The sequence below is a fragment of the Paenibacillus amylolyticus genome (assembly GCF_036894225.1).
GTDB lineage: Bacteria > Bacillota > Bacilli > Paenibacillales > Paenibacillaceae > Paenibacillus > Paenibacillus amylolyticus.
This window is the reverse complement of record NZ_CP145892.1, coordinates 1,321,222-1,344,968: the sequence shown is the minus strand read 5'-3', so window position 1 is coordinate 1,344,968 and position 23,747 is coordinate 1,321,222. Positions and strand designations below refer to the sequence as shown.

Genomic DNA, 23,747 nt, shown 5'->3' with positions numbered 1-23,747 from the left:
TCATTATAAGGAGAGATTGAAACATGATTACTATTATTGGAGCAACAGGCATGATTGGAAATGTACTTTTGAGACGTTTGATGGAAAGAGGTATTCCCGTTCGGGCAGTAAGTAGAAAGCCGGATAAGCTTCGTCAACAAATGGCGGACTTGGCGTTGTCCGGGATTGAAATCTGTGCTGCCGATGCAAATGATTCCGAATCCATGCGCAGAGCTTTGGCGGGTACCAGTCAACTATTTCTAGCGTTATCCAACAACCCTAAACAAGTGGAACTAGAGACATCCATTATTCAGATGGCTGCGCAAGAGGGAGTCAAGCATGTCGTCAAAATATCCAGCCCAGCATATGACGAACGTTCACCAGTAACTGTAGCAGGCTGGCATGAACAAATCGAGCAAGCTCTAGTGAAATCCGGGATGACATATACAATGCTGCGGCCCTATGCTTTTATGCAAAATCTGCTCCGACTCGCACCAACCATTACAACTCAAGATGTATTCTTCGGCTGCATTGGAGATTCCCCGTGCAACTTCATCGATTGCCGAGACATCGCAGATATTGCCACAGAAGTGCTGACTAGAGACAAACCAGTGAACCGCATCTATACGCTTACCGGTTCCGAAGCATTCACTTATGCACAGATTGCAGATAAAATGTCCACCCTGTTCAATCGTCCGATCGGATTCTTCAACCTCAAACCCGAGGAGCTTCGAACGGATCTGATCGAACATGGACAGATGCCTCCTTGGCTTGCAGACCACGTTGTGGAAATTCAGACGATGTCTTCCGTTGTGCCAGAGAAGCCGACGGATACGGTCCAACGCTTGCTTGGCAGAGCGCCGCGTTCACTTGATGCATTCCTGAGAGAACATCGAGATGCATTTAAACCAAGGCTGTAAACCAAGTTATACAATAACGAAAAGGGGCTCTCTCGCTCCAAGCGCTAACGACCCCACCGCATATTAAAGCGATAAACAAAAATGCTAAGTTTAACGAACTTCAGCGTTCTAGAGGATGGTTATGAGCTCTACAGGAATCCTAGCCGGTAATAATGTTTTTAATGAGAGAACTTAACTATTAATTAAGCTAAAGTCTAGCCACTCAAAAAGAGCGGCTAGACTTTATATTATGACTCTTTTAATGCGAAAATTATTAAAGTGAGAACTTCCCATGATTTGCGACCGAAGACTGTCAACCACTAATTATGAGATAGGACCACAATTTTAAATGTCTATTTTTCTGGACACACCCATTTATTATTTAAAAGTTAACCACTTAACTGTTGAATAAGAATAGAAGCATTAGCATTGGTCTGTGTTCCACCTGCTAGTGTTTGCAGACCAACAGCTGATCCGCTGGAATGATTCCGTAATGTCAGCACATCACCGGGAGCAGCCGTAATAATGACCATGCCTGGATTCGGTTGAGTCCCAGCTCCTGAACCATAGACACTGCCACCTACAGGGGCTCCGTTTTGATAAAGGGTGAATTGGTTCGCCTGTACACCTGCAACGTTGAAAAACACCGCATAGTCCCCGGCATTACCAATAATAATCGCATCGGTATTGGGTGTATGCGTAATATTCGTAAGATTTTGGTTGCTGTCGAAGATTACATCCGCTTCAATAGCTACAGTTTGAGCTGAAGTATTAAAAATATAGGCATAAGAGGACAACCCTTGCCCTGCTGTACCGGTTGCTCCAGTGACACCTGTTGTTCCGATAACCCCAGTGCTTCCTGTTACTCCCGTAATACCCGTGGCTCCTGTTACTCCGGTAGCCCCGGTACTTCCCGTTGCTCCTGTCACTCCAGTAGCTCCAGTGCTTCCCGTTACTCCAGAAATGCCCGTGGCTCCTGTCACTCCGGTAGCCCCGATACTTCCCGTTGCTCCTGTAACACCAGTCGCTCCTGTCACTCCAGTAGCTCCAGTAGCTCCAGTGCTTCCCGTTACTCCCGTAATACCCGTGGCTCCTGTTATTCCGGTGGCCCCTGTAACGCCCGTTGCTCCTGTCACTCCAGTAGCCCCGGTGCTTCCCGTTGCTCCCGTAACACCAGTGGCTCCTGTCACTCCAGTAGCCCCTGTGCTTCCCGTTGCTCCCGTAACACCAGTGGCTCCTGTCACTCCGGTAGCCCCGGTACTTCCTGTTACTCCCGTAATACCCGTGGCTCCAGTGGCTCCGGTGCCTCCTGTTACTCCCGTAATACCCGTGGCTCCAGTGGCTCCAGTTACACCCGTTGTGCTCAGCGTTTCTCCCAATAACTCCTGGGATACCAATCGGTGAGCCGCGACTAATTCGCCTGCGGCATTTTTACCCCATACGGATATTTGTGCTTCTGGAGCAGCCGTGTCTGAGGTTGAAAATACAAACTCAAAAGCATCAAAATTCCCATTATAAACTTTGGTTATGACCTGATTAGGTGATACATTGAGCAGTTCTTCTACATATAATGTTCTGACTCCATTAAGGTAATAGCCCCGAAGAAGCACTGTGAACACATCTGTCGCATTCCGGTTATCGATTTTGACCGTAACGGATTGAGTTGGTCGGATCCCCGTTATTCCTGAAATATTATTCTCAATGGGCCCAGTTGATAGAATCGCCATATCATCACCCTCCTTCGATTGAATTCATTCATTTCAGTCCTTGGTATAGTATTATTCAGACGATACTTAATGGTGTGGACAAATTGAGAGTCAACATATAGAATCACTTAACCTGCCCAGTGAATGTGTTGAGATTAACGAACTGATACTGTCATGTTCATGAATGCTTCACTTTCGCTTCAGATTGAGAGCGTATTCTAGTTGTACAAAACAAAATTAACCACTATTTCCGATTGTCTTATGTATGATTCATGTCAAAAAATCTATACACACTTCACTTTGAAAGCTATAATATGGATAACTATCTCACTCAAATATTTCCATTTACTCCGATCATAAAAGTTCCTTGTAACAGGTACAGTTCTGAAAGTTATGCCCTAACTGAGGTGATATCGATGAAACATTTACTTCCAGAATTAATGTCTTTATTGCGTACGGATATGGATGTTCTGGATACAGACCTCCCCACACTTACCATTCCGTCCTCAACATCGTTGGTAGATGCCTTCTGCTTATTCGACACATCTTCTTATTTATTCATTCAGGATGATGGCCCTCTATTGGGATATATCGTCGTATCCGATGTTTTGCATGCCATGATGCATGCGCATCGCCTAATAGAAGCTTATTTTGAGACCACACTGGAGACAGCGGGTTCAGCTCTGACATTAATTAATGAAGATGCCAAAGTGGCCTACTGGACAACTGGCGCGGAGCATGTTTTTTCGATCAGCAAAAATGATATTATCGGACAACCCGCGGCGGACTTTTTTCCTCCAGATCGGCTACAGTCTCTCAAAACGTTGTATACCGGTGAAACGGTCTATCGCAAACAGCATCAGCCACGGCCCGACCTCTTCGCGCTGATTAATGCTCGTCCTGTCCAACTGGATGGACATATTGTGGGTGCAGTTGCTGCCGAAGTGGATATAACAACCGAAATCCGATTACATCAGGAACTATTACATATGACATCCAAAGTTCAACATCTGGAAAAAGCCGTTGCTCGGCTACGTCCCGAATTAGATCCATTTGCCAGAATCAAGGGCAGCAGCTTGGTCATCAAGCAGTGCATGGATACCATTCGCAAGATCAGCACCACCTCAGCAACCGTACTTATCCTCGGAGAGAGTGGCACAGGCAAGGAGTTATTCGCCAAAGCCATTCATGATCTTCGTGAATTGCAGACGGCACCGTTCATAGCGATTAACTGCGGGGCAATTCCCGCTTCCTTGTTCGAAAGTGAATTATTCGGCTATGAAAAAGGCGCCTTCTCCGGAGCGGATCCCAAAGGCAAAAAGGGCAAGATTGAACTTGCCGAAGGGGGTACTCTTTTTCTGGATGAGATCGGTGAGATGCCATTGGAATTGCAAGTGAAACTGCTTCGGGTGTTGCAGGAGAAGAGTTACTTTCCTGTGGGGGGAACGCGAATGAAACAGGCCGACTGCCGGATTATCGCTGCGACCAATCAGAATCTACGGAGTATGATTGCACGCAATCAATTCCGAGAAGATCTCTACTATCGGCTGAATGTCATTAACCTTGTCATCCCTCCTCTGCGTGTGCGCAAGGAAGATCTCTATGAGTTAACCCAAACGTTCCTTCAAGAATTCTCATTGCTCTATAACCGTCATATAGAGTTGGTTCCACCTGAAGTATTCAAATTGCTGTTCCAATATGATTGGCCAGGCAATGTACGTGAATTACGAAATGTGATCGAACGCCTGACCATTCTGACGACAGATGGTGAGGTGAAGCAGGAATACCTGCCTGATACCCTCACTTCTCTCACCATGCAAGAACAATCCGAAGTTCAACTGACGTCCGGAATTCATTCACATGCCAACAACGAATATCAGCAACGTCAGGATTCGGCAGGAGCAGAACAACAACCTCAAACAGTTGCAAATGTGGACGAATCAGATCCCTCGGATGATTCCGAACTTGTCTCCGGTGTTACCTACCAGCAAAAATTGGACACCTATGAGGCGCAACTTCTAATTCAATATCTGAAAGCAGCAAGTGGTAACAAACGAACCCTCGCCAAGCAACTTGGCATCTCCAGGGCAACGCTCTATAACCGCATGAAGAGGCTTGGTCTATGACCAGCCTCTTCTTATCGTCATTATCGGTATGATGAACGAATAGAACCCTACAAAATCCGCGCCAAGCGAGTCAGCGCTGTTCTGAGATGGCGATAGAATGTCGCCCGACTCATGGAACACGTCTGGGCTGCGGCAGTTGGATTGCCAGCATGCGTCCAGTAGGCCGCGTATAACAGCATCTGATCCTGTGGAGATAGGCCATGTACTCTGTCTTCTAACAGATCCATGACATACAGCTGTAACTGGATTCCATCCTTTACTCCTCTAACCCTGCCAGCATATTCATGTAATTCTCCCGGGGAACGAAGATCCCCCAACATCTTGCGAACATCCTGTTCAGTCCAGATTACACCATCCACTTCCGTTGTTTCCGGCTGTATACGATCCTCTGTTGATTCCGGATCAAGCAGAGACATGACCCACTCTCCGAATTGCCCGCTACGCAAATCCAAATCAAGTATGTCCGCCTGGTCCTCGAATCTGTCACAGACACGGGTGCGGGTTCTTCGCATCTGGAATCCAATGCTCTGCAAAAATAGTTTCAGGTGAGGATTCGTTGCAACGAGTATCGCTCGTGCACCATCACCCAGTAGAGATAGTCGATCCAGTGCCATGTATCCCACCAGTTCTTCTCGTGTATAACCAGGCACATCATCTCTTGCCGCAGCCAGCAAGGCAAAGTGCGTATCACTCTGATCCGGGTCGTTTTCAAGTTCCTGTGGTGTGAAACATTCATACATCTCATTTGGAAAATATTTTAATAACAACTCACTACTCTCCCTATGTACAAGAATGGTAATGAACATGGCGATTGTCTCCCCAAGCTTGTCACGCATTAATACGATTCCTTCGGGATAACGGTGCGCCAGTTCATCCAGGAAGGGACCATAGGATACCGTCTGCCATGGTTCCACGCTGTACTCGCACCATTGCTGTAACAGGCTGTGCAGAACGGGCAGATCCTCGCTTCTCATCGTTTCGAGAGGTGAGAACAAGGAATCACGGGACACATCCGCGTACTTGCGGTATTGAAGCATGGATTCCTGACACAGCAACAGCATCTTCCGGGCGATCTGGCGACGCTCATGTGGACCCGCCTGCTCATGCAGTGGTTTCAGCAGCTTCACGATCTTGATACGCATGGTCTGCAACCGCTGAGGCTCACGCTGGCGAAAATCTCGTAGTAGATGTACTCTGGCCATATCATGCAGGGCAAGACCATCCGGGCCGGAACGGATAAACGACATCTGTCTCAGCATGTGGTACTCTTCTTTTGTCACGGTCATATCCAGTACTGATGATAATAGTTCCTGATTGGCTGTCTCAAGCAGTGTTAGTACCTCCACTACAGGATGCAGACGGGGTGTCGTAAGTTCCAATAATAATCGAGCACTGATCATATGGGACAGTTCAGCCCATTCGGACTGTGGGAGATTCCTCCTCTGATCTGCAGCTTCTACAGCAAGCGCCAGCCCCAGCGGATGTCCATCGGTCATTCGCGTAATGGTACCTGCCATCCCCTGATTCAGAAAGCCTGCCACCGTGATGTATTCCGTAATCTCATCAACTGTGAAATGTTGAAGCCGCATCTGTATAAATCTCTGATGTAATCGGGGATGTGTCCGCCAGGTGGACGCCAGTTCCGGGCGTGATGCAAGAATGACAAGTATCCCTCTTAACGGAAGTTTGGATACAAAGACTTCCATGAACCAGCTTTCTAACAGAGCAAGCTCTTCATAATTATCCACGGCCAGGACCATTCTCTTCTCGATCGATGTGTCTCTCAGCAGACTCAATGGTCGCGGGTATCCTTCACTATCCATTGTTTCCAAGCCTAATGTAGAGGACAAATAATCCATAAAAACGGAAGGAGTCGCCCCACATGATCGACCATCCATCCAGATTGCCCTCGCTCCTCGATCCCGAGAGACAGATAACATCTCTGAAAGTAAGGAAGATTTACCAATTCCTCCCATGCCCGTAATTGAAAATATGGTTAATGGGGCTTCCGGATGATTGAACCACCACTCCAGTGTCGTCAGTTCCTTGGTTCGACCAATGAACCGTTTACCATCCTCAACATATTTGTCGTATTGAGCCTCACTACTGTTTCCCATATATGTCCTCCGTACTAGATACTGGTACTTTTAATATACTTTATTGAATCCATTTCATAACTCAGTAAACTATCAATTTTGTAACTAGATATAGACAAATTGAATCGTTTTGATCTATATCTACCTTTGATTGAAGCAGCTGAAGGTATTATGAAATTGATTCTATTCTCTCACAAAATTGAGACTATATTGAGACGCGCAATTGCATGTGAAGTGATAGAATCTTGTTAAAAGCCAATTTATAGTAAATATTCAAAACAGCGGACATGGAAACGTTTTTACAAGGTATACATAGACCCCTCCGCGCTACTTCTTAACATAATGGATCATTCCGCCAATCAAGCACAGCCAACATGTACATGAGCATTTACCGATCTCGAATTCATGCTTCCCTTTCATACCCTACTACCAGCCCGATATTCCAGGAAAGGCGGATTTGTGTGAGAATAAACCTCGATATCTGTAATCTGAGCGGACAACTTGGAATCAATCCTAAACGACTTAATGAATGGCTGCACCAAAGTGGCATTTCAATGGAGGACAACGTCGCAGAACCGGAAGGACTCCCTGACCGGTCATCCCCCCCGTATCGGCTGGCTGCGCCTTCTTCCTTATCACTGGCACCATCCTCCGGTCAAATGAAGCTTTATCGGGGCCGACGCTCCACTTCCACTCTGCAACGCCTGCCTGCTTCATTACAACATACCCGGCGGATTAGTAGAAACTGCTAGACTGTGCTCAAGGTAGTGTAAGATGGGTGCACAGTCTGTCTTGCATCCCTTTCACCTCATCAAGAGGAGTGCCACTGCCCATTCTCAATCATCGCGTGCGCGAGCAGCGCCATCTCCAGACAGATTCTTCTCCCTTGATCCATGTAACCTGGACCCATCAGTTCTTCCAGCTTCTCCAGTCTGTTGTACAACGTTTGCCGATGAATAAATAACTGGGCGGCCGCATCCCGTTTGGAACCAAAGTTCTGCAGGTAAGCATCCAACGTCTCTACCAATCGCAGGTGATGCGTTTGGTCATGTTCAATCAACATACCCAGGTGATCCTGGACAAAGGGTTGCAGGAAGGATTGGGGTAATGCTTTTAACATTTGATATATACCCATACGTTCGTAAAAGTGAACATGTTCCATCGAATCTACCGATCTCGAAACTTCGATCACCTGATAGGCCTCCTGAAGGCTCTCCGGCAGGCTGGTCAAACGGCTGCGTAACTTGCCAAATCCCACATGAATCATAACCTGTTTCAAATTACGATTGGCAAACCGTTTCACGTCCTGGGCGATTCCTTCCAGCAATCGCAGCAGTTGATGACGTGCAGCGGCCGTTACCGCTTCCTTCGCACAGCACAGATATACCTGGTTGTTCTTCAGCATAATCAGGCTAGGCAGATTGTTCTTCTTGAGCAGGGAACGCAGCAGGACAATAACATCCTGATGATTGGCTTCCATCCTCTCCCGGCCTGTACCCTTCAATCGATGCTCAATCTCGATGACCCCTCCTGCAAACCAGTACTGTCCCTTCACCAGCAAACGAAGCCCCATTCTAGTCTGAGCCTGTTCCTCCTGATGGATGTTGCCATTCATCAGATCCTGGATCAGTTCATTCTGATTGCGGACCATCTTCTCTTCAAGAAACTGGGAACGAAGCGTGAGAGCTGCCGCCGCCTTCGCCGTATAGTCGAGTAACAGCTTGAGATACTCCACCGGAGCGGACGGATGCACAATCATGCCTACAGCAGAGAACACCTGTCCGAAACAGACGACCGGATGGCAAAGCAGAACTTTCTCTTCATCCATATGGAACCATAATTCAGTATCCGAATCGTTCAGATCCAGATGTTCTACCTCCTGTTCATACCAGGTATAGATTGCTTGCTCCATCTCCGGAGCAAGTTCGGGCACAAAACTACCCGGCTCCATAGACGAGATGTACACCACCGGTTTTGCAGCGTATTCATGCAACAGGTTCAGCACAGCAGACATGTCCGTACTCTGTAATGTACGCTGCTGAAGCTGGCGGGAGTAGGCTTCCAGACTTTTCAGTAGTTGGTGCTGATGATTAATGAGCAGAGAGTGAATATCCTGCGTAATCTCGACAAAACGAACCGGTTGTTCAAATACGATCAGCGGAAACTGGTGTCTGTCCGCCAGTTCAATCAGTTCTTCCGGGATCCCGTATATGCTGGTACCAAACTCCACACACAGCCCGGCTGCCTCACTGCCAATGAGCTGAAGCAGATACTCTTCGCGCCCTTCTTCCGATTGAAGCCACAGTCCAGTGGATAAAATAAGATCATGGGGGCTTACGAATGGAGATACATTGGTAATCTCCAATACATGAACCCAGCCAACCTGACGGTTCACTCCATCCTTCCCTGCCGCTAGTCGTGCTCGGCCAAATACCGGACGTGCAAGGATATCTTTGATCGTAAACACACGGTCATTTCGCAATGGCGATCCCTCTTCGTGTTATTTTTTCTTACATTATAATCCATGGACAAATGTCCTGAACAGTCTTTTTCGACAATATGTTGAGTTCGATCCCTAAAAATTAGACATCAAGTAAGGTGCAAAACGATTATTCAAGTCATAAACTTGTAGTATAAGCTAACAACCAATAAATGGACGAGGTGCATGGTGATGAGAATCGGAATTCCCAAAGAAATCAAGAACAATGAGAATCGTGTAGCAATGACTCCGGCCGGGGCTGCTGATTTCATCAGAGCCGGTCACCAGGTACTGATTGAACAAGGCGCGGGGAACGGCAGTGGATTCACGGATCATGAATATCAAGCTGCGGGCGCCGAGATTCGGATGGATGCCAAGTCCGTGTGGACCGAAGCCGATATGATCATCAAGGTGAAAGAACCGCTTGCCAGTGAATATGGATATTTTCGTCCGGGACTGATTCTGTTCACATACCTGCACCTCGCAGCGGAACCGGAGCTTGCCAAAGCCCTTATTAAAAGTCGGGTAACGGCTATTGCGTATGAGACGTTGGAGGTCAACAGTGCCCTACCCCTGCTCACCCCTATGAGTGAAGTTGCAGGCCGCATGGCCTCCCAGATCGGAGCACAGCTACTGGAGAAAACAGAAGGTGGCAAGGGCATTCTGTTGTCAGGTGTACCCGGTGTCAGTCGGGGGAAAGTGGTCATTATTGGTGGCGGAACGGTGGGAACAAATGCAGCCAAAATTGCTATTGGTCTTGGCGCCGATGTGACCATCCTTGACCTGAATCTGAATCGTCTGCGGCAGTTGGATGATATCTTTGGCAATCAGATCCACACGCTAGTATCCAGCCCGTCCAACATCGCAACAGCTGTTGCGGCGGCAGATCTGTTGATCTGTGCGGTGCTGATTCCGGGCGCCAAGGCGCCAACACTTGTCAGCGAGCAAGTGGTTAAGACGATGGCACCGGGCTCGGTCATTGTGGATGTGGCGATTGATCAGGGCGGGATCGTTGAGACCATTGATCATATCACAACCCACGATGAACCGACCTATGTGAAACATGGCGTCGTGCACTACGCGGTGGCGAACATGCCGGGCGCCGTGCCGCGTACTTCCACGGTGGCGCTGACCAACGCCACCATGCCTTATGCGCTGCAGCTGGCCAACCACGGTGCAGCCGCCGCGATTCGCGGCAGTTCGTCCATTCGCAGCGCGGTCAACGTGCTGAATGGACACATCACGTATGAGGCGGTTGCCCGGGATCTCGGGCATGCCTATGTTCCTGCGGGTCAGGCGCTGGAGAATACCGCCGCTGTCCAGTAATCTTGATATGATCGTTCCACCCGGCGCCTTGTCGCCAGGCCTGTGGGACGCAAATAGAAGCGCAAGTCGGGCAGATGATGTTCCCGGCTTGAGCTTCTTGTTTTTTTTCACATATGAAATAGCTCACTGGTTGGTATAAGGCCTTTTGGCTCCTCCGGTTTTGGGGCTTCAGACTGCTCGCTCACTGCATACTTCGCGGAAGTTGCAATCCCGGCAGGACCGGTGCGATGGCATCGCTGTGAAGTAGGTGACGTCCTTGGGACGGTTATAATACTCATCCTCCACGCAGGATCGCATCTCCTCAATGTAACGACCCACGTTCTCCTCCACCTTCCGGATATCCTCTTCTGTGGCTGTAAACTCTCGGTGTTTTCCGGTTAACAAGTACTCCACACGAAGCTCAATCTGCTCCAAAGGAATTCGGTAGTGCTCCCTTACATAGGACGCGTACAGCATTAGCTGATCCGAGAAGTCATCTTCTTTGCCCGTCTTCCAGTCCACAATAACAATATTGCCGTTACTGCGTCGATACAATAAATCCATCTTCACATACACACGTGTATCGTGCAGCATCATGGTATCCCATTTCTCGATCTCCAGAATGTCCGTACTTGCTCGGGACAAGTCCTCCCACGTAAGCGTCTGGTACAGGTTACCGACACAGGCCGAAGCCCGTTCCTTAATCGTGGCGATCCGGTCATTCAACGTGTCATCCCCGTAATAGATCTCGGACAGCATCGTGCGATTCTTGGGGTTCAGCCGCCACTGATCCGCGTCCATGGATTCCACATACGCCTGATTCAGCAGCTTGCGTATCGTCTGTTCCAGGAAGTGTTCACGCGGTTTATCTTTGCCCTCTTCCCTGCTGCGTACCGCCGACTCACACATCCGATGCGCGAGATCCCCAAAGACAAGATACAGATTGCTGAGCTGCTTCAGACGGTACAGACGAACCTGCATCTCATCAGCAGAGTCTGTCTTCCAACCGTTATGGGCACCGTAATAATGATAATAATATTTGCGCAGGCACTCATCGAACATACTCGCCCGCGACTGCGAATAAGACCACTGCGGGTATTGTGCCATAAGTAATCTGCCTTTCTGTATGCCGGATCTGCATGAGATCCCTTAATGCTCACAGTATAAAGCCCGGGCAACCTTGCCGCAAGCGTGCTTCCGTTATTTTCTTCTGACGCAACCGTTTCCGATTCGATCCGTATCGTTTATATAGTAACATCACCAAAAGATGAAATTGCGGAGCAGAACGCATAATATACTCTATAGAGGGCAGCGAATCTGGAACCGGGAGGCTAGTTCGGATCTAGCGTGGGTCCAGTGCGGGCCCGGCGCTAACGAATCACACACACCTTATCACGTGGATCACGAGGTTTTACGGAATCTAACGAACCCCAGACAAGCTAATTAGTCTTATTTCGGTTGTAGAACGTGTTTACTGCGAGCAAATGAGCCAATAGCGTGTCTCTGATTCGTTACATTTTCAGATCTGCCGATTTACGTGAAATAAGACTTACTCGGTTTGTTAGAAAATGATTATATGAAAAAAAATTGTACAGGCATATCCTAAAAGGAGGCACCACCCATGAATCGACCGGATTGGTTCCAGGCGGAAGAAGCATTACAACAGATCCAAGTCATCGGAAGCGACCGGAATGAGCTCGTGAACATCATCGGCGATGTAGAAGGATTAAATTGCATTGGCACAGGTACGGATGCGGCTGTATTTACGTATGACGGCTTGCCGCAGTATGCCTTCAAGATGTACTCGGATCATGCCTTGGACAAACTCGAAAATGAAAAACAGGTATACGAGCAGCTCAAAGGCCTGCCATACTTCCCTACCTATTACGGCAGCGGCCGGAATGTACTCGTGATCAGTTTTGAACCCGGGGATACACTCCTTGAATGTTTGGAAAAAGGAATCCCCGTCCCCGAGCAGGTGATGCTCGATGTGGAAGCAGCGCGAGAAGCCGTTCGCAGCCGCGGGCTGAACCCTCGCGACATTCATCTGAAAAATGTAATTCTTCAGGATGGACGCGGGAAAGTGATTGACGTATCCGAGTATATCCAGGACGGCAATGACAATCGCTGGGAGCATCTTGTCTGGGCTTATCACAACATCTATCCACGGATCAAAGGAACGCCCATATCTCCACGCATGCTGCAAACGATCAAATGGGGATACAATCAGTTCGATCATGCCAACGTCAAAATGGACGACCTCGCCAAGAAAGCCAATCGTCTGTTCTCCAGATTTATGAAATGAGTATCCAAATTCACTTCACTTTAACCTAAATTCAGATGTTGCAGCTTATCCGGATTACGCAAGATATAGATCCGCTCAACACAATCGTTTCTAAAAGCTAGGCTGACCACAGTCGGGAATGCCTCAGAGGGGCTGCTTAATACAAATCCTAGTTGTCCATTGACTTTGACGAGACGTACAATACCAGCGCTGTCCCCTTTGGATAAGAGCCCTTGAATGAACGCTAGCACCCGCTGGCTTGATGTAACGGGTTTAATTGCTGCCACAACTTTACCACCACCATCACTGTACAAGGCGACATCGTGGGAAAGCATTTTTAATAGTCCTCCCATGTCTCCACTCGATGTGGCTTGGAGGAAACGAAGCGCAAGCTGCTCGGACTGAACGCTGGGAGTCAACTCGACTTCCGGCTCGTCCTGGATTTTACGTTTAAGACGACTGTATATTTTCCGGCAGCCGACCTCCGTCTTGTTCAAGAAGTCTGCTATATCGCCATAATCAAATTCAAAAGCTTCTCGCAGAATAAATACCGCGCGCTCAATTGGGGTTAGCCGATCAAGCATGACCAGGAAGGCGTACGAAATCGTATCTTCCAGTTCAATCGTTTGAAGTGGATCATGTTCCACGGCTGATACTGATTCTCGAGCAGCCTTATAATTTTGCACCAGAGGTTCCGGCAGCCATGTCCCGACGTATAGTTCCCTTTTTTTACGTGTTGATTTCAAGTAATCGAGACAACGGTTAGTTACCATTTTGCATAAGTATGCTTTCAGGTTCCGAACAGAGCTACCCTCTTTATGAATACCCTGCTGCTGTACTGTTACAAATGCGTCCTGAACCACATCCTCAGCATGAATGACAGATCCCAGCATACGATATGCGATAGAAAGAAGAAGGGGTCTATATGTCCTGTATACCAATTCAATCTCCATAATGTATTCCTTCCTTATCTTTTCCTCTACCTTCTATTATCATTTGAGCAGCCCGTTTTGCGCTCGCCAGAGAGGCATTAATCAGCATCCCTTCATCCCCTACCCAATCGCCAGCAACATAGAGCCCCGGTCTTCCTGTGATCTCAGATCCAGGTCTACCCGAGAGACCTCCGTTCTCAGCTGTGACACTGCCATGTGAGACAAGCATTCGTGGAAGAAACCGCTGCTTAATGATATGCTCGCGCCACCCCGGCTGAATCAAATCGAGAAAGCCCTTTAGTTCGTCTTCATCCTGCCTTGGATCCGATTTTGATGATTCCGACAAATACTTCATCACATGCACAACTTCATATACAGGGTTCTCTGATAAGGAGGCCGCGGCGGAATGGTTGGAGTAGTACCAAGGATGATTTACGCCTAAAACAAATTTTGTTTTCGGTTGAGGCATCCCGGACACGACGAGATCCAGACATGCGGCTCGAACAGGAGTTAACTTGTGATACAGTTTGGCTTCAATGGGTGAAAGAGCAGGATTAAGCAGAGCTAAAGTATCCAATGGGCCAGCCGTTGATAAGACGTGGCGAGTCGTCAACTGTGAACCATCTTTTAAGGAAACCATCATCTGAGGATAACTTCCGGCAATTTCTCGTACGACCGAGCTTGTGCGGATGGATACACCCGCCTGCTGAGCTTGTTCTGTGAGCCGACCAACGAGGAATTGCCAACCTCCATCTATATACAATACCTGGTCCTGTTTGAGTTGTTCAATGACGGCGCCAGCACTTACCTGATCAGGAGCATCGCAATAGGTGCTCAAACGAACGAGCGCAAATACGACACTACGTACACGTAGACTGGATACCAGGGGTTCCAGGTAATCACGCAAACTAACGTTATGCAAAACGGATGTATCTACCTTTCGGAGAGAACTGTAGAACCGAAGAAGCTGGCACTTCTCTCTCCATTTCAAAAACGATCCGAGCAAGAGCTGTGCTAGGGAAATTGTCTTATTCCCGCCGTTTGTTCCTTCAAACACCAATGTATCTGGCGGTTTCGGTACTGATCCGATAGGTGTGACGCCTACCTCATGGAGAATGGGCAACGCTGCTTTACTGAGAGCATGAGCCCCCAAGTTCACGCGTGCTCCCGCAATCTCATTTGAGATAGCGCGTCCTCCGAGCTTTACCCCTTTGTCGAGCAACAGTACAGTCTTTCCTGCACGGGCCAGATAAATCGAGGCGGTTAAACCGGCAATGCCTGCTCCAATGATGATAACATCCCATACTGGCTCATTATGATGCTCTGTCATGTACATCAATCCCCTCCGCTTAATGCATACATGACGATGAGCAGCGGACTTTTGTGACTCAGACTTGCTTCTTCATTCGCCCCCCAGAAGGAGTTACTCCCTTGTACTGTTTGTATAACTTCGTAAAATAGTTCGCATTGTCGCAGCCAACTCTGGCGGCGATCTCCGTAATGGTCAGACTACTGCCTTGCAATAGTTGCTCTGCCTCACTCATCCTGCAACCGTTCACGTATTCCACAAAGGTACGTCCGGTCAGCTTTTTGAACATTTTGCAGAAGTGATACGCATTTAATCCCACATGACTTGCCGCTTCCGTAACAGACATCTTACCTGTGGGGTCCGCTTCAATCTGTGCAATCAACTGTTTGAAACGTTCGCGGTTTGGAAAATACGATCCGACCGATCTATCCGGTAGCTGCTGCGGCATAAAGGTTCGCGCAAGCAGGGTGAACAAAGCATGCAGTTTGGACTTCACCACAAGCTGATAAGCCGGGGGCTGTAACGCCATTTCCTCCACAGCTTCATTCAGCAAAGAATAATAGCCTGTGCAGGTTGTGTTTTCCTCTGCCGGTTTGACCGGAAATCTCACTCTTCCTTCCAGATACGGCGCGACATATTGCTCATGCACAGGATCATGAGTGAAATCATGGAACAGTGCACGGTTGACCACAACGGAATCATAATGCACATCCCCCTCATCCAGAGCATATCCGACATGCAATGTACCTCCAGGAATGATGATGACCTCACCTGCTCGAACCACATAAGGTTTGCTATCAATATGAAACAGCGCACTGCCCTTACGCATAATAATCAGTTCAAAATGTTCATGCCAATGCAAATACAGAATGCATTCTTCAACTTTCATATCTGAACACCGATTTTGGAACAGCTGAAATGGATGTGATTTATGGTCAATTCGGGTATTTTCGTGAAGCGCTTTCAGATCCAGCACGACTTCTTCCCCCTCTTCACAAGATCCGACTATTATTACACAAGATTGTTTAGAGCCATCCCGTTAATCCACGGCTATAATGAGTGTGTCACGAAGTACTATAAGCCAATATTGGAGTGAAATACAACCATGAATAAATCATTACGCATCGGTACCCTTGTAGGCGGGCAGGACGCCGTCCGCGTTATCCCGCAGATCATGCAACACGGCTTTGAATCATTTAACCTGACCTTCTGGCAAACGACTGGCGACCTGGACTTGGCTGAGACAGCCAAACGTGTCCGTGAAATCGTGGACGAACAAGGTATTGTCATCTCCGCGGTGAGTGTATTTGGTAATCCGCTAACTGGAGCCGGAGACAACGCCGATACACTGGCAAGCTGGGAGCGGGTTATCGATAATGCACAGCTCTTCGGTGCAGATATCGTCTCCGGGTTCACCGGACGTCTGACCGATCAACCCATTAACGAGTCCATCCCCCGGTTCAAGGAAGTATTTGGTGAACTGGCACGTCGGGCAGCAGACCGAGGTGTACGGATTGCTTTTGAAAACTGTGATATGGGTGGCACCTGGCAGACAGGCGACTGGAACATCGCACATAACCCAACGGCCTGGGAGATGATGTTTGATGCTGTTCCGGATGAAAATGTCGGCTTGGAGTGGGAGCCTTGCCATCAAATGTCCAGCCTGATTGATCCAATTCCACAGCTACGCAAATGGGCTCATAAAGTCTTTCACGTACATGGTAAAGATGCCACGATTGCCTGGGATATTGTCAAGGAATACGGTGTGCATGGCCCACGTGAATTTGTCTGGCACCGCACACCCGGCTTCGGTGATAACAACTGGGCAGACATTATCACCATTCTGCGTCAAAACGGTTATCAGGGCACGATTGATATTGAAGGCTGGCATGATCCCGTCTACAAAGACGAACTCGAAATGACCGGACAGGTGCATGCATTGCGATATTTGAAACAATGCCGCGGCGGCGATTTTGTGCCCAATCCGGTATAGGAAACCATGCGAGGCTGTATAACACAATCCATGCAAAGGAGATGAGAACATGACTCATCCTTATCGGGTAATTATCGCCGGCTGTGGTGCCATGGCAAACACGTGGGCGGACTATGCCTTGCAAAGGCCAGATACAGTAATCGTCGGACTGGTCGATCTGTATGAACAGACAGCCCTTGCTTTTGCTACAAGACATGGCCTCACCTGCCCCACGTTCACCGATATCCGTGAAGCCATTCAAACGACTGGTGCAAATATCGTATTTGATGTCACGATTCCGGCGAGTCATTACGGCATTGCCATGACGGCGCTGAAGGAAGGATGTCACGTATTTGGCGAGAAACCACTGGCAGAGTCCTTCTCCGACTGCACAGATATTGTGCAAACCGCTCGCAGCACAGGACATATTCAAGCCGTCATGCAGAATCGCCGTTTTGATCCGCGTATCCGCGCATACCAGCACCTCATTTCCGGCGGAGCTATAGGACAGGTAGGTTATGCCGGGGCTGACTTCTTCATCGGGCCACACTTCGGCGGATTCCGGGATCTGATGGATAGCCCGCTGCTGCTCGATATGGCAATACATACGTTTGATCAGGCACGGTATATTCTCGGAGCCAACCCGGTATCGGCATACTGCCATGAGTTCAATCCTCCAGGTTCCTGGTATCAGGGCAATGCGATGGCGTTATGTATATTTGAGATGTCTGACGGGTCCGTATTCAACTATCGCGGATCTTGGTGCGCAGAAGGTGTACCCACATCATGGGAAGCAAGCTGGCGCGTAATCGGTGAAAAAGGAACCGCCATCTGGGATGGTCATGATGACATCTATGCTGAAGTAGTTGCTGCGCAAAGCCTGGATGCTGACGGCAAACCATCCTTTTTCCAGCCAAGTGAGCGGATTGAAGCGGAACTGCCTGTCATGGACAAAACAGGTCATCACGGCTGTCTCGAAGACATGTTCGCTGCACTGGAATCCGGACGATTACCTGAGACCGATTGCAGTGATAACCAGTTCAGCATGGCCATGGTTCTCGCTTCTCTGGAAAGTGCCCGCACAGGCCAGAAAGTGTTCATCGCCGATCTGCTGAAAAACACATAGCAAAGCGCCTATGTATCTCATCACAAACAAAGCCCAACTGCAAAGTTTAGCAGTTTGGGCTTTCTTGTTTTTTTACCTACTCACCTATTCTAAAAATGATATCGTTCAAAAACAGTCGCGCTCGATAGTGAAAGTAGTGCAGGGGACGAAATCGATTCTGAAGAAGCAAAGCGTTCGCCCAAAAGCTTTCTGAAAGAAAGCTGCATCGGAAGCATACGCTTATCACCGGATTTCGACTTAAAAAAGTCGATCAGGAAATCCGGGGATAACAGCGATCAAAAGAACGATTCGTAACCGGAACGGCTGCTTCGCGAGCAGTGAGTTTTTTTTTGAACTTTCATCATTTTATATAATCCCTTTCTTCATTGCCTTATACACCAACTGCGAGAACAGGCTGTTGGACCAGGCAAACCATGGTCTGGTGAACGTGTTGGGATCATCGGCGTGGAAACCCTCATGCATATATCCAGTACCTGCATCCGTGTTCTCCAGTAGTTCAATCATCGCCAGTATTTCCTCGTCATTGTCTGCGGTCAGACCCTGCATAGATAACGCCATGTGCCAGATATATCCCGGAGGGGTATGGGGGCTGCCAATACCTTTGGCTACCTTCCCTTCATAATAGAACGGATTTTCCTTACTCAGAATAAATCGACGTGTGTTCTGATACACCTTGTCTTCAATTGAAGCATACTCCATATACGGTATGGACATCAGTCCAGGTGTGCCCGCATCATCCATCAGACAAAAGTTGCCGTAACCGTCCGTCTCATAAGCATAGATCTGTCCATACTCCGGATGACGGTAAGTACCGTACAGGGAAATGCCATGTCGTATTTCTTCTTCCAAACGAGCCATTTGACTCACCAGCTGCTCATCCCGGAACACCCACTTCGCGATCTCCCCCATCTGGCGCAAGGTTACCGCAGCGAACATGTTCGCCGGAATATTATAATGAAAATCACAGGCATCATCACTCGGACGAAATCCGGACCAAATCATCCCCGTATAATTCACCGGCATACCCAATCTTTCATTACGCAGCGTATCATGGGCGGGACAATTGCGCCGCATGAAACGGTAAGATGAACGCTCTGCGTGATGCTGCTCCGTCTCCCATAGTTGTACGATATTCTCCATCACTTTCTTGAAGCGCTCGTCAAATATATCCGTAAGTTCAGTCTCCCGCCAATATGTATAAGCCAGCTTCATGGAGAAACAGAGGGAATCCAATTCAAACTTCCGTTCCCATACCCAGGGTGACATCTCCGTCTCATCATTGGCATCCCAATGCCATCCATTTGCCGTTTCATTGAATGCATTGGCATAGATATCCTTATCAGCGTAGAACGTATGACGTTTGATCAGACCTCCAATGATACGCTGCAACTTCTCATCATTCTTCGCAAGTGGAACATAGTGCATGACCTGCTCTACGGAATCCCTTAACCACATGGCGGGAATATCTCCTGTAATCACAAAGGTTGTTCCATCATCGAGCAGCTTCGTGGTCGTTTCCAGTGTATTCGGAAAACAATTGCGAAACTGAGTCAGCAATCTCGGTCGATGTTGCAAACGCTCGTCCGCTTCAGTCAGAATATCCTGCACAGCTTGCGGCAATTCCAGATGCGGCATAGGGATTTTCGGTAATCTGAACTGTTCCATAGATGTTGTCTCCTTTGAATTGGTTTATTTAAGTTCAGCTAATAATTTTTTACACCAGCACTCCGATTGCAGAATAACCTTCTGATCGCTGTTATCCCCAGATTTTTCGATCCCCTTTCTCAAGGGGAAATCCGGTGATAAAGGCGCACACTTCGCTTCTTCAGGTTATTTCTGCCCTCTCCGTTATCGTGTAAATATTCAGTTGAACATATATAGATTGGAGCTAACACTCTAATTATATTGTTATTTTTGTTATGATAAATTATAATAACATTATTATTTGTAAGTGTACTGTGTCAGAAGATGATCGTCAAATGAAGGAGTAATGATATGTCACGCAAAGTATCCATTCAGACGCTGGCTGACCAGCTCGGATTATCCAAATATGCCGTCTCCCGCGCACTCAGTGGCAAGACGGGTGTCAGTGAAGGAACACGCGCACGGGTTCTGGAACTCGCTCGGGCACTGGGGTATCGCCAAAGTACTCCAGGTACTAGCAATAGTTCTGCTACTGCAAACCATGCAGATCCGTCCGATCCACCGTTTGTTCTCATTTGCATGAATCAGCTCAACCGCGGTGAACCCCACTACTGGCAACGTGTTCTGTCAGGCATGATCTCCGCCTGTAATGAGCGTGGTTGGCATCATGCCATTGTATCTCCCTCACTCGGAGTGACGGACGAGAACACCTCTCCCGAAAAAGCTATTGCTCCTCACTTGGACTGGGAACGTTGTGCCGGGATTATTGTCATGGGAGCTTTCCCGCATACGGTTCTGCAACGACTCTCTCAGACGGGTCGGCCTATTATTTTGGTAGATCATCAGGAACCCCTGCTGAATTGTGATACGATCAGCCATGATAATCTGGAAGCTGGCATCACCGTCGCTAGATATCTAATGTCTCTGAATTGCCGACGGATCGGCCTCATCACAGATGATGGTCGTGCTGCGAGCTTTGCCCAGCGGAAAATCGGGATTGAGTTGGCTCTGAACCATTTCCATGTGGACACCAGTCATACGACCAGCTTCAGAGAATGGAATATTCCGTATGAGAACGAGGAATGGGTTAACCAATTGGCTACCACAATTCAAAACATGCCAGATGACAAACGTCCCGATGCCTGGATTGGTGTTAATGATGATATTGCTTTGCAATGGATGCAAAAATTACAGGAGATGGGTATCTCTACACCTAAAGATTGCCTTGTTATCGGTATCGACAATGTACATTCTGCCGTTACGTCCTCCCCACCACTGACCACGGTTAACCTATGCAAAGAGGAGCTTGGACAACGTGCAGTGGAAGCTTTACAGCGCCGGATCGAACGACCGGGGACGCCGAAAGAGACGGTTATGTTATCGACTACGTTGATTCCAAGGGAATCGGCATAATTCAGAAAGGGTAACTGCTCTTTTCTGAGGATGGATTCGTTAGGTACACGCATTCCCGGTAAATCTGGTGCATACGAAAGAGGCCCCGCATACCATTATGCAGGGCCTTTTCGTATATTAGGCTTATATCATTATATTTCTTTTACATTCACACTTAAGTCTACTGATCCATCCACCCATCCTTATATCACCTATTCGAAGCTTCATTTACTTTATGTCTGGGAATTGTACTAGTGGTTATTTCAGCCAAGGCAAGCTATTGTACGACGGAAGATCCACTTCCCAATTCACATCGCGATACTCTCTATTGACTACGGTTCTTTTCAAAGTGAATTTTGTACCCTTTTCTTCGTTAAACCCCCGAATTTTTAATTGCAGATCATCTTCAACGTATTCACCGTTATTATTAGGTTGATCCGGATAACCGTTCACTTCAACAGGATACTCTTTTCCATCCGAATCTACTGCAACCCAGCGATCACCCATGAAAGCATTTCGGAACGTCCCACTTCCCTTTAGAACTAGTGAATACCCTTTCTTTACATCAATCTTCGGAGGATCATACGATTCCATCACCGGCTCGTAATCAAAATCATAGATTAATATTTTATCGCCAAGCTGTTCAAATGCTACGAATGTATAAAATTTGTTATCGTCCTTACGTCTTTTTTCCAGATCAACTTCCACTGATTTCTCTTCCTTCACCGGGAGGGTGTAACCATCCAAAACAAAGCGAATGTTCTTCGCATCTACCGTAACAAATGCAGGGTCCCATGTCTCCGACAACTTCAACGGCCCACCATTTCTTAAGTCACTCAGATCTTGGAGTCGAAACTTGGCTTGACGCGAATCTGGTCTTATCCCATTGAAAATTCGGTATTCATTTGTTTCAGGAATTTCAAGATGGTAGATGATGCTCATATAGTTCGCCCAATCCTCATTAACTTTGGCACGAAGTTCATCATCCAGACTCACATTCAGGTCAAGCCGGGTTCCGTTTGGCGTGCGTACAAGCTGTGTCATATCAAGCTTTAGTCCTTCTGGCGTCGTATATGTGTTATCCATAGAATTTTCAACAGCCAATGATTTGGCTTTGGTCATATCGATATTGAATTGGAAGCTCCAATCCACCGTAACATCTCTATCTTCGTAGGATTTCTTCTCGTAATCATAATATCTGCCCACATTTAGATTACGCAGTTCACCCCGCACGACCACCTGATCCGGAATTTCATCATGAAACTGGAATAACAATCGTTCAGTTACGGAACCCTTAGTTCTGGTATCTCTTGCAAGAGTGGCAATCTGTCGTCCCTCTTCATCCGTAACATGAATTCTCCCCATCGCAGACAGTGACCGTGATAACCCTAATCCATCAGGTGTTGTTTGTTGCATGGTCATTACCATATGAGATCGGTCTACAAGCACGTCTTCAATTTTAAGCGTGTAGCCCTGGTCATTGATATTGATATCCGGATTAAACACAAGTCCGAGAGGTTTAAGACGTTTGTAATCATCTGCAAAATAGGAATATTTCAATTCTTCAGGCACAGGGATGTTCTGTAGTGGCGGGCGATCTACAGCATTTACCGCAGGTTGTGCTGGCTCTGCTGTTCGGTCAAAAGCAAACCACCCCCCTCCCGCAAGAATCACAACTGCCGCTGCAGCAATTCCAGTCCGGCGCATCCAAGGCGCTCTCTTGGATTTTTTCACGAATGGATGCTCATCTTCTCCATTTTCCATAGATACGCCATCCAGCTTCTGCATGACCTTAAGCGTAAAATCCGCATCCGGCTCCTCACGGTACAGGTGCTCCTCCCATAACCGATCTTCATCCTTTGAAATAGGCTTCATACGTAGCTAAACCTCCTTTGCGTTCCATTTGCTTCCTCAGCGTTTTTTTCCCGCGATAAAGGGCGTTGCGCACTTTGGTTGAACTCATGCCTGTAATGTCTGCAATCTCTTCATAGCTCAACTCGTTTGTGTACTTCAGTAATAACACCAGGCGATACGATTCAGGTAACTGTTCGAGCTGTCGATATATTTCACGCTGCATCTCTTTATGCAGCACACGCTTTTCAGGTGTTTCATTACTGACAGGTTCGATCCCTTGATCGACTGGAGACATGACGGGTTTCTTTTCCCGTATAAAATCCCGCATCCGATTCACCGCAATGGTGTACACCCAAGAGGAGAAGCTGCTTCCTTCCCGCCGCGACGGGAGATAACGATAGATACGAATAAATGTATCCTGAGCGAGATCCTGTGCATCCGGATGACTTGCGCCCATTCCGCGCATGATGCCGTAGACTTTATTTTTATATCGATCCACAAGCACGGAGAACAACTGCTTATCCCCTGCAACAATGCGCTGAATAAGCTCCTCCTCCGGTATCTGTTGAGTCATGTAATCCCCCTTCTCTACAGCTTCCATGCATGGTTCTGTACTATATAGACGGAAGCCGTTCCCGAAACCT

18 protein-coding genes are annotated in these 23,747 nt (G+C 47.8%); 8 read left to right on the top strand and 10 right to left on the bottom strand.

The annotated features are described in order from the left end of the window. Window positions 1-23 precede the first annotated feature (23 nt). Window positions 24-899, top strand: coding sequence for an SDR family oxidoreductase (locus V6668_RS05920; protein ID WP_036612068.1), 876 nt, complete (start codon window positions 24-26; stop codon window positions 897-899). 368 nt (window positions 900-1,267) lie between these two features. Here V6668_RS05920 and V6668_RS05915 read toward each other — a convergent pair whose 3' ends face one another. Next, window positions 1,268-2,605, bottom strand: a complete 1,338-nt coding sequence (locus tag V6668_RS05915; RefSeq protein ID WP_338707942.1) for a collagen-like protein — start codon at window positions 2,603-2,605, stop codon at window positions 1,268-1,270. A gap of 419 nt (window positions 2,606-3,024) precedes the next feature. Between V6668_RS05915 and V6668_RS05910 the strand changes: the two genes are divergently transcribed. After that, on the top strand, window positions 3,025-4,710 hold the full coding sequence (locus V6668_RS05910; protein WP_338707941.1) for a sigma-54 interaction domain-containing protein: 1,686 nt from the start codon (window positions 3,025-3,027) through the stop codon (window positions 4,708-4,710). A 47-nt stretch (window positions 4,711-4,757) separates the two neighbouring features. Here the strand turns inward: V6668_RS05910 and V6668_RS05905 are convergent, their stop codons facing one another. After that, window positions 4,758-6,827 (bottom strand): hypothetical protein, encoded by a 2,070-nt coding sequence (locus V6668_RS05905; protein ID WP_338707939.1) that lies wholly within the window; start codon window positions 6,825-6,827, stop codon window positions 4,758-4,760. A 440-nt stretch (window positions 6,828-7,267) separates the two neighbouring features. On the opposite strand from V6668_RS05905, the gene V6668_RS05900 reads away from it, so the two are divergent. After that, entirely contained in the window at window positions 7,268-7,558 is a 291-nt protein-coding gene (locus V6668_RS05900) for a hypothetical protein (protein ID WP_338707938.1), read from the top strand. Window positions 7,559-7,617: 59 nt separating this feature from the next. Here the strand turns inward: V6668_RS05900 and V6668_RS05895 are convergent, their stop codons facing one another. Next, complete coding sequence (locus V6668_RS05895) at window positions 7,618-9,288, bottom strand: PucR family transcriptional regulator (protein WP_338707937.1); 1,671 nt, start codon at window positions 9,286-9,288, stop codon at window positions 7,618-7,620. 189 nt (window positions 9,289-9,477) lie between these two features. Here V6668_RS05895 and ald point away from each other — a divergent pair, with 189 nt between their 5' ends. Beyond that, a complete protein-coding gene (ald, locus tag V6668_RS05890; RefSeq protein WP_338707936.1) occupies window positions 9,478-10,611 on the top strand; it encodes an alanine dehydrogenase in 1,134 nt (377 codons plus the stop codon). A gap of 168 nt (window positions 10,612-10,779) precedes the next feature. Here ald and V6668_RS05885 read toward each other — a convergent pair whose 3' ends face one another. Beyond that, window positions 10,780-11,697 carry a PD-(D/E)XK nuclease family protein gene (locus V6668_RS05885; RefSeq protein ID WP_076329468.1) on the bottom strand — a complete coding sequence of 306 codons (918 nt, stop codon included), beginning with the start codon at window positions 11,695-11,697 and terminating at the stop codon, window positions 10,780-10,782. A 514-nt stretch (window positions 11,698-12,211) separates the two neighbouring features. Between V6668_RS05885 and V6668_RS05880 the strand changes: the two genes are divergently transcribed. Beyond that, complete coding sequence (locus V6668_RS05880; protein ID WP_338707935.1) at window positions 12,212-12,895, top strand: serine/threonine protein kinase; 684 nt, start codon at window positions 12,212-12,214, stop codon at window positions 12,893-12,895. Between the two features lie 20 nt (window positions 12,896-12,915). Here V6668_RS05880 and sigJ read toward each other — a convergent pair whose 3' ends face one another. The 3 genes from sigJ to V6668_RS05865 are packed head-to-tail and all read right to left on the bottom strand — an operon-like array spanning window position 12,916 to window position 16,091. Next, on the bottom strand, window positions 12,916-13,827 hold the full coding sequence (sigJ, locus tag V6668_RS05875) for an RNA polymerase sigma factor SigJ (protein WP_338707934.1): 912 nt from the start codon (window positions 13,825-13,827) through the stop codon (window positions 12,916-12,918). Beyond that, window positions 13,817-15,136 (bottom strand): phytoene desaturase family protein, encoded by a 1,320-nt coding sequence (locus tag V6668_RS05870; protein ID WP_338707933.1) that lies wholly within the window; start codon window positions 15,134-15,136, stop codon window positions 13,817-13,819. Before V6668_RS05870 ends, sigJ begins: the two co-directional genes overlap by 11 nt. 58 nt (window positions 15,137-15,194) lie before the next feature. Continuing rightward, a complete protein-coding gene (locus tag V6668_RS05865) occupies window positions 15,195-16,091 on the bottom strand; it encodes a helix-turn-helix transcriptional regulator (RefSeq protein ID WP_338707932.1) in 897 nt (298 codons plus the stop codon). A gap of 129 nt (window positions 16,092-16,220) precedes the next feature. Between V6668_RS05865 and V6668_RS05860 the strand changes: the two genes are divergently transcribed. Further along, on the top strand, window positions 16,221-17,108 hold the full coding sequence (locus V6668_RS05860; RefSeq protein ID WP_289391380.1) for a sugar phosphate isomerase/epimerase family protein: 888 nt from the start codon (window positions 16,221-16,223) through the stop codon (window positions 17,106-17,108). Between the two features lie 49 nt (window positions 17,109-17,157). Further along, a complete protein-coding gene (locus V6668_RS05855; RefSeq protein WP_338707931.1) occupies window positions 17,158-18,213 on the top strand; it encodes a Gfo/Idh/MocA family oxidoreductase in 1,056 nt (351 codons plus the stop codon). A 345-nt stretch (window positions 18,214-18,558) separates the two neighbouring features. Here the strand turns inward: V6668_RS05855 and V6668_RS05850 are convergent, their stop codons facing one another. Further along, complete coding sequence (locus tag V6668_RS05850; protein ID WP_338707930.1) at window positions 18,559-19,878, bottom strand: glycoside hydrolase family 125 protein; 1,320 nt, start codon at window positions 19,876-19,878, stop codon at window positions 18,559-18,561. Window positions 19,879-20,208: 330 nt separating this feature from the next. Here V6668_RS05850 and V6668_RS05845 point away from each other — a divergent pair, with 330 nt between their 5' ends. Next, window positions 20,209-21,270: a LacI family DNA-binding transcriptional regulator gene (locus tag V6668_RS05845; protein WP_338707929.1), complete on the top strand. Its 1,062-nt coding sequence runs from the start codon at window positions 20,209-20,211 to the stop codon at window positions 21,268-21,270. 237 nt (window positions 21,271-21,507) lie between these two features. Here the strand turns inward: V6668_RS05845 and V6668_RS05840 are convergent, their stop codons facing one another. Together V6668_RS05840 and V6668_RS05835 are read right to left on the bottom strand one after the other, a co-directional pair. Next, window positions 21,508-23,124, bottom strand: a complete 1,617-nt coding sequence (locus V6668_RS05840) for a hypothetical protein (RefSeq protein WP_338707928.1) — start codon at window positions 23,122-23,124, stop codon at window positions 21,508-21,510. Beyond that, window positions 23,102-23,677 carry an RNA polymerase sigma factor gene (locus V6668_RS05835; RefSeq protein WP_062832928.1) on the bottom strand — a complete coding sequence of 192 codons (576 nt, stop codon included), beginning with the start codon at window positions 23,675-23,677 and terminating at the stop codon, window positions 23,102-23,104. Before V6668_RS05835 ends, V6668_RS05840 begins: the two co-directional genes overlap by 23 nt. Between the last annotated feature and the right edge of the window lie 70 nt (window positions 23,678-23,747).